Genomic DNA, 11878 nt, shown 5'->3' on the forward strand with positions numbered 1-11878 from the left:
TGGCCACACTGGGCCGTGCGGGCTCGTAGGGTGCCGTCATGACCTCCAACCGCTGGGCCGACCTCGACCGCCCGCCGCTGAACGAGACCGCGCTGCGCCGCGCGCTGCTGACCGACGACAGCCTGTGGACCTCGCTGGACGTCGTCGAGAACACCGGCTCCACCAACAGCGACCTCGCGGCCCGGGCCCGCGAAGGTGCCGCCGGGGGCGCGGTGCTGGTCGCCGAGGAGCAGTCGGCGGCGCGCGGGCGGCTGGACCGCCGCTGGTCGGCGCCCGCCCGCTCCGGGCTGTTCTTCTCCGTGCTGCTGCGGCCGACCGGGGTACCGGTAGAGCGCTGGGGCTGGCTGCCGCTGCTCGCCGGGGTCGCCACCGCCGCCGCGGTCTCCCGCACCGCGGGCGTCGACACCGGCCTGAAGTGGCCCAACGACCTGCTGGTCACGGTCCCCGAGGACTCCGACAAGCTCCGTCCAGGGGAGACCCCACCCGGCTCCGAGCGCAAGGCGGCGGGCATCCTCGCCGAACGCGCCGGGGACGACGGCATCGTCCTCGGCATCGGACTGAACGTCACGCTGACCGAGGACGAGCTTCCGGTGCCCACCGCCGCCTCGCTCGCGCTCGCCGGGGCGAAGACGACCGACCGCGACCCGCTGCTGCGCGCCGTGCTGCGCTCGCTCGGCGAGTGGTACGGCTCCTGGCGGGCCGCCGAGGGCGACGCGCACGCCTGCCGCCTCCAGGAGACCTACGCGGCCGGCTGCTCCACCCTGGGCCGCACGGTCCGCGTCGAGCTGCCGGGCGGTCAGGACCTGGTCGGCGAGGCGGTCGCCATCGACGGCGACGGGCGGCTGGTGGTCGACACCGGGGAACGGCGCGAAACCGTCGCCGCGGGTGACGTGGTGCACGTACGAGCGACGTCCTGAGCGTGAGCTACGGCACACTGCCGTATCGTTGACCCGACGTTCTCCTGGGGCATCCCAGGTGACCCCCAGTGTGATCGGAAGGGCAGTGGTCAAGAGCCGGGCAGGGGGCGGGCGGTGACCGCGGACGACGAGCCGCGCACCGGCGGCGCCAGCACTCCCGAGGAACGCAGCGAGGCGGTCGGCGCGAACCCGCTGGCGCTCCGCCTCGAACAGCTGATCCTCGGCGCCGACCGCCGGTACACGCCGTTCCAGGCGGCCCGCAGTGCCGGGGTCTCGATGGAACTGGCCTCCCGCTTCTGGCGGGCCATGGGCTTCGCCGACATCGGGCAGGCCAAGGCGCTCACCGAGGCGGACGTGCTGGCGCTGCGGCGGCTGGCCGGTCTGGTGGAGGCCGGACTGCTGAGCGAGTCGATGGCGGTGCAGGTCGCCCGTTCCACCGGCCAGACCACCGCCCGCCTCGCCGACTGGCAGACCGACTCCTTCCTGGAGGGCCTCACCGAACCGCCGGAGCCCGGGATGACCCGGGCCGAGGTGGCGTACCCGCTGGTCGAGCTGCTGCTGCCGGAGCTGGAGGAGTTCCTGGTCTACGTCTGGCGGCGGCAGCTGGCGGCGGCCACCAGCCGGGTCGCGCAGGCCGACGACGAGGAGGCGGTCAAGCGCAGGCTCGCGGTGGGCTTCGCCGATCTGGTCGGCTTCACCCGGCTGACCCGCAGGCTGGAGGAGGAGGAGCTCGGCGAGCTGGTCGAGGCGTTCGAGACCACCACCGCCGACCTGGTCGCCGCGCACGGCGGCCGCCTGATCAAGACGCTCGGCGACGAGGTGCTCTTCGTCGCCGACGACCCCGGGGTCGCGGCGGAGATCGGCCTGCGCATGATCGAGACGCTGACCGGCGACGAGACGATGCCTGCGCTGCGGGTCGGGATGTCCTTCGGCACGGTGACGACCCGGATGGGCGACGTCTTCGGCACCACCGTCAACCTGGCCAGCCGGCTGACCTCGATAGCGCCCCGGGACGCGGTCCTGGTCGACGGCTCGCTGGCGCAGGCGCTGGGCGAGTCGGGCGACGCGCCCGTCTCCGAGGCGGAGGTCGACGAGGACGACAAGTACCGCTTCGCGCTCCAGCCGATGTGGCGCCGTCCGGTGCGCGGACTGGGCGTCGTCGAGCCCTGGCTGCTGACGCGGCGCGGCTGAGCTGCCATGATCGGCGCTCATGACGGAGCAACAGCAGACACAGCGGTACGGGGAGTGGGTCGCCGTCCGGCGACACGGTGACCGCGGGTTCGTGGCGGAACTGGTCCTGGACCGGGTCAAGGCGATGAACGCGATCTCCACGCGGATGGCCGGGGACGTCGGCGCGGCCTGCGCCGACCTCGCGGCCGACGCCGGGGTGCGGGTCGTCGTGCTGACCTCCACCCACGAGCGGGCCTTCTGCGTGGGCGCCGACCTCAAGGAGCGCAACGGCTTCAGCGACGCCGACCTGATGCGGCAGCGCCCGGTGACCAGGGCCGCGTACACCGGCGTGCTGGAACTGCCGATGCCGACGATCGCGGCGGTGCACGGCTTCGCGCTCGGCGGCGGCTTCGAACTCGCGCTGTCCTGCGACGTGATCGTGGCCGACGGCACGGCGGTGGTGGGCCTGCCCGAGGTCTCGGTCGGCGTCATCCCCGGAGGTGGCGGCACCCAGCTGCTGCCGCGCAGGGTCGGCGCGGCGCGGGCGGCCGAGCTGGTCTTCACCGCCCGCCGCGTTGAGGCCGCAGAAGCCCGTGAGCTGGGCCTGGTCGACGTGCTGGTGGACGACGGACAGGACCGCGAGGAGGCGTTGGCCATGGCCGAGCGCATCGCGGCCAACTCGCCCATCGGCCTGCGCAGCGCCAAGCGCGCGCTGCGGCTGGGGCAGGGGCTGGGCCTGCGGGAGGGCCTGGAGGTCGAGGACGCGGCCTGGCGGGCGACGGCGTTCTCGGCGGACCGGGCGGAGGGGGTCGCCGCGTTCAACGAGAAGCGCAAGCCGGACTGGCCGGGGGTGTAGGTCTTTTTGGGCGGGGGCAGGGAGGCGGGGGCCGGAAGGCGGAGTGTCACGTCTGCGCCGCTGCGCGGCTTGAGGGGGCGGAGGCGGGGGCCCCGGTGCTGCGCACCTCGCTGATGCCCGGGCGCTGCGCGCCCGGAACGTGGCGGCCCGGGGGCGTCCCTTGCCGGATTACTTGTCACGTCGTTGTCTCCGGCAAGGAATTCCACCGCCAAAGTCCTTGCCGGAGACAACGGTGAAGCAAGCGATTCGGGAACCATGCCTCCTACGGCCGCGCAGCGGCCGGTGTCGGCAGGTGCGCAGCACCTAGGCCCCCCGCCTCCGCCCCCTCAAGCCGCGCAGCGGCGCAGAAGAAGCACTCCGCCCCCGAGAGCCGCCCGCCCCATCACTGCTCTGTTCAGCCCTAACGCACCGTCACGCGAGTCAAAACCTCCCGGATGTCCTTAGCCTTGGGAGACCGAACGACGAACGGCGCGACGGAGGGCGGTGAGCGGTGAGCGCGGAGATGGTGGGTGACGGGCGGATGATGGCCGTCGTGGGGCTCGCCCAGGCCGTGGCGACGGCGCAGACGCCCCTGGACGCGGCGTGCGCGGCCGTCGGGCGCGCGCGCACCGCCCTGCGCGGCACGTTCGCCGCCGTCTCGGTGTGGGAGCGGGAGTCCGGGCAGCTGCGGGTGCTGGTCAACGACGGCGACCTCGCTCCGGGCGAGGAGCCGCTGCCCACCGACGAGACCTATCCGGTCAACGACTTCCCCGAGGTCGTGGAGTACCTGCACGACGAGTGGGCCGGCGGCGGCGAGCCGCACGCGTGGGTGGAGACCGTGGACGGCGCGGGCGCGGGCGCGTACCCGCACCAGAGGGTCGCCGCCCTGCGCCGCAGGGGCCGGGGGTGCTGCGTGGTCGCCCCGATCGTGCTGCACGGGCGGGCCTGGGGCGAGCTGTACGTCGCCCGCGAGCCGGGCGCGCGGATCTTCGACCGGGCGGACGCGGAGTTCGCCACCGTGCTGGCCGCCGTGATCGCGGCCGGGATCGCGCAGACCGAGCGGCTGGAGGAGGTGCGCAGGCTCGCGTTCACCGACCCGCTCACCGGGCTCGCCAACCGGCGGGCGGTCGACGCCCGGCTGGACCAGGCGCTGGAGCGCCACCGGCAGCAGGGCACCCCGGTCAGCCTGGTGGTCTGCGACCTGAACGGGCTCAAGCGGGTCAACGACACCCTCGGCCACGAGGTCGGCGACAAGCTGCTGGTCGGCTTCGGCTCGGTGCTGTCGCTGTGCGGCGCGATGCTGCCCGGCAGCCTCGCGGCCCGACTGGGCGGCGACGAGTTCTGCCTGCTGGCGGAGGGGTGCGAGGCGGCCGAGGTGGAGAAGGCGGCGGTCGAGCTGTGCTCCCGGGCGCGCTGGCTGGGCCTGGGCGACGGGGTGGCGGTGGGCATGGCGTCCACCGACTCGCCGGCCGGGCCGGTGCGCTCGGCGCGGCGGCTGTTCCGGCTGGCGGACGCGGCGCAGTACCGCGCCAAGGCGGAACGATCCGCCAGGCCGGTGGTCGCCGGGCGCGCGGTGGCCGAACTGGCGGACTCCACGCCGTCCCGCCCGGACGAGCGGCGCAGCTTCCGGGGGCGTCGGCCGCGTAACGGTTCCCGGCCGGGTCGTGACAGCTAACGATTCACTGTCTATGGTTCGTGAATATGAATATGCACAGTGTGGTCTTGGGATCGTCGGGGACCAGCGCGGACGACGTGCTGGCGGTGGCGCGGGGTGCCGCGCGCGTCGAGCTGTCCGCCGAGGCGCTGGAGGGCATCGCCGCCTCGCGCGCGGTCATCGACGAGCTGGCGGCGTCCTCCCGTCCGGTCTACGGCGTCTCGACCGGCTTCGGCGCGCTCGCGGTCATGCACATCGGTCCCGAGCTGCGCGCGCAGTTGCAGCGCTCCATCGTCCGTTCGCACGCGGCCGGGATGGGCCCGCGGGTCGAGCGCGAGGTCGTGCGGGCGCTGATGTTCCTGCGCCTGAAGACGCTGGCCTCGGGCCGTACCGGCGTGCGGCCGGTGGTCGCCGAGACCATGGCGGCGATCCTCAACGCCGGGATCACCCCGGTGGTCCACGAGTACGGCTCGCTGGGCTGTTCCGGCGACCTGGCGCCGTTGTCGCACTGTGCGCTGACCCTGATGGGCGAGGGCGAGGCCGAGGGCCCGGACGGCGTGGTGCGCCCGTCCGGCGAGCTGCTCGCCGAGCACGGCATCGAGCCGGTCGAGCTGCGCGAGAAGGAGGGCCTGGCGCTGCTCAACGGCACCGACGGCATGCTCGGCATGCTGCTGATGGCCGCTTCCGACCTGGCCACGCTCTTCAGCTCCGCCGACGTCACCGCCGCGCTGTCCCTGGAGGCGCTGCTCGGCACCGACAAAGTGCTCGCCCCCGAGCTGCACGCCATCCGCCCGCACCCCGGCCAGGCCGCCAGCGCCGAGAACATGCGCCGGGTGCTGGAGGGCTCCAGCCTCACCGGCCACCACCAGGACGCCGCCCCCCGCGTGCAGGACGCGTACTCCATCCGCTGTGCGCCGCAGGTCGCGGGCGCCGGCCGGGACACCCTGGCGCACGCCCGCCTGGTCGCCGACCGCGAGCTGGCCGCCGCCGTGGACAACCCGGTGGTGCTGCCGGACGGCCGTATCGAGTCCAACGGCAACTTCCACGGCGCGCCCGTCGCGTACGTGCTGGACTTCCTGGCGATCGCCGCCGCCGACCTCGGCTCGATAGCGGAGCGGCGCACCGACCGCCTGCTGGACAAGAACCGCTCGCACGGCCTGCCGCCGTTCCTCGCCGACGACCCGGGCGTCGACTCCGGCCTGATGATCGCCCAGTACACCCAGGCGGCGCTGGTCAGCGAGAACAAGCGGCTCGCGGTACCGGCCTCCGCCGACTCCATCCCGTCCTCCGCGATGCAGGAGGACCACGTCTCCATGGGCTGGTCGGCCGCCCGCAAGCTGCGCCTGGCGGTGGACAACCTGGCCCGGATCGTCGCCGTCGAGCTGGTCGCCGCCACCCGCGCCATCGAGATCCGCGAGCAGGCGCACGAGGAGGCCGCCGCCGCGCCCGCGACCCGCGCGGTCATCGAGGCCGCCCGCGCCGCCGGTGTGCAGGGCCCGGGCCGGGACCGTTTCCTGGCCCCGGACCTCGCGGCGGCCGAGGCGTTCGTCCGCTCCGGCGCCCTGGTGCGCGCCGCCGAGTCGGTCACCGGCCCGCTGGCGTAACGGGCCGGGGCACACGCCTCAGAACAGGACGAGGGCGCGGCGCCTGGAGTACAGCAGGAGCGCCGCGCCCACGCCCAGGAAGGCGCTGCCGCCCACCAGGTACGGCGTGGTGTCGACGCTTCCGGTGTCGGCGAGCCCCGCGGCGGTGGCCGCGGCGGCGCCCCTGACGGTGTCCGCGGTGTGCCGGGTGGCCGCGGCGGTACCGGACGACCGCGTGGAGGCGGTCGTCCCCGCCGAGGCGGCGGACGCCGTCGCGGAGTGCTCGGGATGCTCGACCGACGCGGACGCCGAGGGCACGAAACACAGGGCGGCGAGCAGTCCCCCCGCGACCGCGGTCGTGGTGGTGAGCGAACGGCGCGTGGCCATGGAACCCCCTTGCAGATACGGCGAGTTCACCGTGGCGACGATGTTAGTGAGATTCGAGCGCCGCTGGGAAGTCACCTGGTAATGCGCCCGCTCAGCGGCCCTCCGGCGGTGGTGAACGCCGCCGCGCCCGCCGTGTCCGGGCCACCGCGGGCGCCCCGGGCGCCTACCCTCCGTCGCATGAGTACGGAGAACGAACCCCCCAACGGCGCCACGGAGACCGAGATCGAGACCGAGGCCGAGGGCGACGGCGCCCGCTACGTCCGCCTCCAGGTCGAACTGGTCCTGGAGCTGACCGACACCGGCGAACTGACCGGCGCCGCGCTGGACCAGATCACCGGCGACGAGTTCATGCCCGACGACGAGCGGGCGCACGCCAGGGACGCCGTCCAGCGCGACGAGGCCGAGGCGCTCGCCTATCTGGTCGACCCTTTCGACCTGGTCACCGGGGTCCCCGGGGTGGAACTCGTGCAGGCGTCGTGGAACAGCGCCCACACCGAGTACGACCCGGACGACGACGAGTGGGACCTGTGGGAGGACGAGGCCGACGACGAGGTTGACGAGGAGACCGAGGAGACCGAGGACGAGTAGGCCTCACAGGAGGCCCACAGGGCCCGTGACCAGCGAGAACGCGGTCACGGGCCCCACGTGTGCCCGGGTGCGATTCCTCACAGAAACCCAGGGAACGGAACGGACCTATGGCCACAGATGTTCTCCTTTAGTGCGTCGGCGTGAAACCCGCGCAGTAGCCGTATGGATGGAGATAGGTGTGAAGTCCCCCTCGCAGGCCGGTCCCGGCACGTCCTCCGAGCAGCGCCGCCGGCGCGTCGCACGGCGCGGCGTCGCCACGGCGTCGGTGCTGCTCGGCGGCGCCCTCGCGCTCACCGCGTGCGGCGGATCGGGCTCGCACGCCGCGTCGAAGGCGACCGGTGCGGCCGCCGCCGACTCGGCGCCCGCGAAGGACATCTCGCAGGCGAAGATCACCATCACCCCGAAGGACCGGAGCTCCGGCGCGAGCATCGCCGCCGACTCCAAGGTCACCGTGGCGGACGGCACCCTCACCCACGTGACGATGACCGAGGCCGTCAGCGGCAAGGCGGTGGCGGGCCGGATATCCGCCGACGGCAAGAGCTGGACGCCGGACGACCGGCTGTCGCGTGCCACCCAGTACCGGATCTCCGCGAGCGCCAAGGACGCGGGAGGCCGCCCGGCGGACGCGAACGCGACGTTCACCACCGTCTCGCCCGCGCACAGCTTCATCGCGTACTACACGCCGGACGGCGGCTCCACGGTGGGCGTCGGCATGCCGGTCTCGCTCGACTTCGACAAGGCGATCACCGACAAGCGGGCCGTCGCCTCGCACATCTCGGTCTCCACCAGCAGCGGCCAGCGCGTGGTCGGTCACTGGTTCGGCGACCAGCGGCTCGACTTCCGGCCGCAGCAGTACTGGAAGCCCGGCTCCAAGGTCACCCTCAAGATGGACCTGGACAACGTCAAGGGCGCCTCCGGTCTCACCGGTGTGCAGAACAAGACCGTCACGTTCACCGTGGGCCGTTCGCAGGTCTCCACGGTCGACGCCGCCACCCAGACCATGACGGTGGTCCGCGACGGCCGGGTGATCCGCACGATCCCGGTCTCCACCGGCAGCCCGCAGCACACCACGTACAACGGGCAGATGGTGATCTCCGAGAAGTACCAGCAGACTCGGATGAACGGCTCCACGGTCGGCTTCGGCGGGGAGTACGACATCCCGGACGTGCCGCACGCGATGCGGTTGAGCGCGTCCGGCACCTTCATCCACGGCAACTACTGGTCCGCGCCGGGCATCTTCGGTTCGGCCGCGACCAGCCACGGCTGCATCGGGATGCGCGACGTCAAGGGCGCGGGCGACCCGACGACCAACGCCGCGTGGTTCTACGGCAACTCGCTCGTGGGTGACGTGGTGATCGTCAAGAACTCCCACGACAAGACCATCGCGCCGGACAACGGGCTCAGCGACTGGAACATGCCGTGGAGCCAGTGGACCGCGGGCGGCGCCGCGTCCTGACGGCCCGTCAGGCTTTTTAGGGGGGGTCGGTTCACCCTGGTGGTACGGACCGGCGCGCCCCGTGAGCGCCGGATCTTCTCACCGCGGTCTCATCCACGCCTCAGCGACCCCTCACCGCCGCTCCCTAAGCTGGGGTGCGGGAGCGGTGGGCGGCGGCACTGGCGAGGGTTGGGATGTTCTTCACCTGTCTACGGCGTGAGCTGCGACGTCCTGGCAGGCGCGTGCTCGCGGTGATGGCGGGGCTCGCCCTCGCCGTCGCCCTCGTCCTCACCACCTGCGCGCTGCGCGCCGGAACGCAGCGGGCCCGCGACGAGGTGCTGCGTTCCGCGTACGGCACCGGCACCGATCTGACGGTGACGCGGGCCGCGCCGGGCGACGGCGGCGCTCCCGGGCTGGAGTTCGCGGCCCGCGTCGGCCCCACCACCCGCGACGGCGACCGCGTCACCGTGCGGGGGCCCGCGCCGCTGGACGCCTCGGCGGTCGCGAAGGTCGCCGCGCAGCCCGGGGTGGCGCGGGCGGCGGGCGGCCTGGCGCTCGACGTCACCGCGACGCACGGCGACACCGCGACGCACGGCGACACCGCGACGCACGGCGACACCGCGACCCACGGCGGCCGAGCGACGCACGGCGGCGGCGCACAGCTGAGCGCGTACGGCGTGGACGTGACCGCGCCGGGTCTCGGACCGCTGAGCGCCTCCACGATCACTCGCGGCACCGCCTTCACCGCCGCGCAGGGCGACGAGCCCGTCGCGGTGGCCGACAGCGGCTACGCCCTGGCCCACCATCTCGGCATCGGCTCGTCGGTGACGCTGGCCGGGACCGCGTACCGGATCGTCGGCATCGCCACCACGTCCGACAGCACCGCCCCCGCGCAGCTCTACCTCCCCCTGCGACGCGCCCAGGCCCTCGCCGGCACACCCGGAGCGGTCGGCACGGTCTACGTCACGGTGTCGCAGGAGCCGGCCGGTGCGGCGGGTGCGGCGGGTGCGGCGGCCACGGCCTCGGGCGACCCGGCGCAGGGGGTGGCCGCCGCGATCCGTGCCGCCCTGCCCGGCACCACCGTCTCCACCTCCGCCGACCTCGCCGCGGGCGTCAGCGGCCCGCTGGCCACCACCTACCGCTGGACGTCAGGACCCGGCGGCTGGGCCGCGTTCGGCGTGGCGGCGGCCGCCGTCGTGGCCGCCGCGGTCCTGATGGCCTCCGCGATCGGCCGACGCGAGCGGGGGTACGCGACGCTGCGCGCCCTCGGCTGGGGGCGCGCCCGGATCGCCCGGCAGGCGGTCGGTCTGGCGGGCGCGACCGGTCTGATCGGCGCCGCCGCCGGGCTGGCCCTCGGCCTGACCGCCACCCGCCTGCTCACCGCGATCGGACCCACGCTCACCGCCCGCCCCTCCGGCTCCGGCGCCTCCCACACCCGGGCCGGAGACCTCGCGGCGGTCGCCGGTTCCCCCGGCGACCTCGACGGCTTGCACGCCGTCACCCGCGGCGCGGGGCACACGGGCGGCCGGGCCCTGAGCGTCGCCCTGACCGCGCCCGTCTCCTCCTCCCTGATCGCGCTCGCCGCCGTCCTCGCGCTGGGCGCCGCCCTGCTCGTGGCGGCCTGCGGCGCCTGGCGGGTGGGCCGGCCGCGACCGGTGAGCGCGGCACGCGCCTCGGCACGGCCGTAGGCTGCCGCGATGGGATCACCCATGTACCGGCTGACCGCCGTCACCAAGCGCTACGGGCCGGCCGACGACACGGTCGAAGGGCTCAGCGACGTCACGCTGTCCGTCCCCCGGGGCGGGCAGCTCGTCGTGCAGGGCCCGCCCGGCGGCGGCAAGTCCACGCTGCTGCGGCTGCTCGGCGGCCTCGACCGCCCGACCGAGGGCACCGTCGAACTGGACGGCACGGACCTGGCCGCGCTGGACGACGGCACGTTGGCCGCCGTACGCGCCGAGCACATCGGATTCGTCCCGCGCCGTGCGCACCTGCTGCCCGCGCTGACCGCCCGGCAGAACGTGGAGGCCGCCCTCGTGCCGCTCGGCGTACGGCGCGGCGAACGGCGGACGCGGGCGGCGCGGGCGCTGGAATGGGCCGGTCTCGGCGCTCGACTGCGGTGCGTACCGGCCGAGTTGACGCCCGCCGAACGGCAACGGGTGGCGGTCGCCCGGGCCGTGGTGAAGCGACCGAAGGTGCTGTTGGCCGACGAGCCGACCGGGGGCCTCGGCCGACAGGACGCCGCGGAGGTGCTGGCGCTGCTGGAGGCCGCCCGCCATGCCGACGCCGTCCCGGAACCGGGGTACGTCCCGACGCTGGTGATGGTCACGCACGACTCGGCGACCGCGCGCCGGGCACCCCGGCTGGCGGTGCTCAGGCGGGGGCGCGTCGAGCTGACGGAGCGCGAGGGCGGGGACGCGTCGAGCTGACCGAGCGCGAGGGCGGGGGCGCGACGGGCGGATGACGCGAGTGGGTCGCTCACGGTGCGAAGTACGCCCCCGGCGCCACCCCCACCGTCCTGCGGAACGCCGCCACGAACGCGCTCGGTGAGGCGTAGCCGACGCGGCGGGCCACCGATGCCACCGGGGCGCCCGCCGCCAGCAGCGGCATCGCCTCCTGCAACCGCAGTCGCGCCCGCCAACTCCCGTACGCCATACCGGTCCCGGAGACGAACGCCCGGGCCAGCGTGCGCCCGCTGGCGCCGACCAGCGTCCCCCACTCGGCCAGTGTCCGCCCGTCGGCCGGGTCCGCGCGCAGCGCCTCGGCGACCCGCCGGGCCCGGGGGTCGTCGGGCATCGGCGCCAGCACCGTCGTCACCGAGACCGGCCGCAGCTGGTCGAAGACGACGCCCTCGGCGCGGGCCCTGGCCGCCTCGCCCACCGAACCGTCGGCCAGGTGGCAGATCAGCTCGCGCAGCAGCGGCGAGACGGCCACGACCGTGGGCGCCGACCAGCGCACCGGGCACCGCGCGGGCGGGAAGTACAGGCTGCGCGACAACGTGGCGACCGCGGCGCCGGTGGCGTGCGGGGTGCGCGCGGGCAGCCACAACGCCATCGACGGCGGCAGCACCCAGACGCTGCCCGCCGCGCGCACGGTCAGAACTCCCTTGAAGGACCAGGCGAGTTGGTGGTGCGCGTGGACGTGCTCCTCGAACCACTGGCCGTCGGCGAGGGCGAAGGCGCCGACCGCGATGGCGCTGGTGGGCGGAGCGTCCGGGCTCACGGGCGGGTCGTGCAGAGGGGGTTGTCCTTCTCGCGACATCAGTTGGCACTCCAGCCGGTGGTGGACATTCGCCCCCCGTTCTAGCGTCGA

The 11878-nt window shown here is 74.4% G+C and carries 11 protein-coding genes; 9 read left to right on the forward strand and 2 right to left on the reverse strand.

Annotation, left to right across the window (positions count from 1 at the left end):
* Positions 1 to 38: 38 nt before the first annotated feature.
* The 5 genes from K7472_RS03895 (at position 39) to hutH (ending at position 6180) form a co-directional block, all read left to right on the forward strand.
* On the forward strand, positions 39 to 917 hold the full coding sequence (locus K7472_RS03895) for a biotin--[acetyl-CoA-carboxylase] ligase (RefSeq protein ID WP_222973857.1): 879 nt from the start codon (positions 39 to 41) through the stop codon (positions 915 to 917).
* Positions 918 to 1031: 114 nt separating this feature from the next.
* Positions 1032 to 2108 carry an adenylate/guanylate cyclase domain-containing protein gene (locus K7472_RS03900; RefSeq protein WP_308013758.1) on the forward strand — a complete coding sequence of 359 codons (1077 nt, stop codon included), beginning with the start codon at positions 1032 to 1034 and terminating at the stop codon, positions 2106 to 2108.
* Positions 2109 to 2127: 19 nt separating this feature from the next.
* Positions 2128 to 2943, forward strand: a complete 816-nt coding sequence (locus tag K7472_RS03905) for an enoyl-CoA hydratase/isomerase family protein (RefSeq protein WP_222973859.1) — start codon at positions 2128 to 2130, stop codon at positions 2941 to 2943.
* Between the two features lie 502 nt (positions 2944 to 3445).
* Positions 3446 to 4597 carry a GGDEF domain-containing protein gene (locus K7472_RS03910; protein ID WP_222974353.1) on the forward strand — a complete coding sequence of 384 codons (1152 nt, stop codon included), beginning with the start codon at positions 3446 to 3448 and terminating at the stop codon, positions 4595 to 4597.
* Between the two features lie 32 nt (positions 4598 to 4629).
* Entirely contained in the window at positions 4630 to 6180 is a 1551-nt protein-coding gene (hutH, locus tag K7472_RS03915; RefSeq protein ID WP_222974355.1) for a histidine ammonia-lyase, read from the forward strand.
* Positions 6181 to 6198: 18 nt separating this feature from the next.
* Here hutH and K7472_RS03920 read toward each other — a convergent pair whose 3' ends face one another.
* Positions 6199 to 6546 carry an LAETG motif-containing sortase-dependent surface protein gene (locus K7472_RS03920; RefSeq protein ID WP_222973861.1) on the reverse strand — a complete coding sequence of 116 codons (348 nt, stop codon included), beginning with the start codon at positions 6544 to 6546 and terminating at the stop codon, positions 6199 to 6201.
* Positions 6547 to 6723: 177 nt separating this feature from the next.
* On the opposite strand from K7472_RS03920, the gene K7472_RS03925 reads away from it, so the two are divergent.
* The 4 genes from K7472_RS03925 (at position 6724) to K7472_RS03940 (ending at position 10995) form a co-directional block, all read left to right on the forward strand.
* Complete coding sequence (locus K7472_RS03925) at positions 6724 to 7134, forward strand: hypothetical protein (RefSeq protein WP_308013759.1); 411 nt, start codon at positions 6724 to 6726, stop codon at positions 7132 to 7134.
* A gap of 178 nt (positions 7135 to 7312) precedes the next feature.
* A complete protein-coding gene (locus K7472_RS03930; RefSeq protein WP_308013760.1) occupies positions 7313 to 8590 on the forward strand; it encodes a L,D-transpeptidase in 1278 nt (425 codons plus the stop codon).
* Positions 8591 to 8763: 173 nt separating this feature from the next.
* Entirely contained in the window at positions 8764 to 10257 is a 1494-nt protein-coding gene (locus K7472_RS03935) for an ABC transporter permease (protein WP_222973865.1), read from the forward strand.
* Between the two features lie 21 nt (positions 10258 to 10278).
* Positions 10279 to 10995, forward strand: coding sequence for an ABC transporter ATP-binding protein (locus K7472_RS03940; protein WP_222974360.1), 717 nt, complete (start codon positions 10279 to 10281; stop codon positions 10993 to 10995).
* A 49-nt stretch (positions 10996 to 11044) separates the two neighbouring features.
* Here the strand turns inward: K7472_RS03940 and K7472_RS03945 are convergent, their stop codons facing one another.
* Positions 11045 to 11827, reverse strand: coding sequence for an AraC family transcriptional regulator (locus K7472_RS03945; RefSeq protein ID WP_222974362.1), 783 nt, complete (start codon positions 11825 to 11827; stop codon positions 11045 to 11047).
* Between the last annotated feature and the right edge of the window lie 51 nt (positions 11828 to 11878).

The organism is Streptantibioticus parmotrematis, from assembly GCF_019890615.1.
GTDB lineage: Bacteria > Actinomycetota > Actinomycetes > Streptomycetales > Streptomycetaceae > Streptantibioticus_D > Streptantibioticus_D parmotrematis.

What these genes read in the sequence shown, in the direction of transcription:
- K7472_RS03895 (WP_222973857.1), top strand. Translation starts at nt 39, where the DNA reads ATGACCTCCAACCGCTGGGCCGACCTCGACCGCCCGCCGCTGAACGAG.
- K7472_RS03905 (WP_222973859.1), top strand. Translation starts at nt 2,128, where the DNA reads ATGACGGAGCAACAGCAGACACAGCGGTACGGGGAGTGGGTCGCCGTC.
- K7472_RS03910 (WP_222974353.1), top strand. Translation starts at nt 3,446, where the DNA reads ATGGTGGGTGACGGGCGGATGATGGCCGTCGTGGGGCTCGCCCAGGCC.
- hutH (WP_222974355.1), top strand. Translation starts at nt 4,630, where the DNA reads ATGCACAGTGTGGTCTTGGGATCGTCGGGGACCAGCGCGGACGACGTG.
- K7472_RS03920 (WP_222973861.1), bottom strand. Translation starts at nt 6,546, where the DNA reads ATGGCCACGCGCCGTTCGCTCACCACCACGACCGCGGTCGCGGGGGGA.
- K7472_RS03925 (WP_308013759.1), top strand. Translation starts at nt 6,724, where the DNA reads ATGAGTACGGAGAACGAACCCCCCAACGGCGCCACGGAGACCGAGATC.
- K7472_RS03935 (WP_222973865.1), top strand. Translation starts at nt 8,764, where the DNA reads ATGTTCTTCACCTGTCTACGGCGTGAGCTGCGACGTCCTGGCAGGCGC.
- K7472_RS03940 (WP_222974360.1), top strand. Translation starts at nt 10,279, where the DNA reads ATGTACCGGCTGACCGCCGTCACCAAGCGCTACGGGCCGGCCGACGAC.
- K7472_RS03945 (WP_222974362.1), bottom strand. Translation starts at nt 11,827, where the DNA reads ATGTCGCGAGAAGGACAACCCCCTCTGCACGACCCGCCCGTGAGCCCG.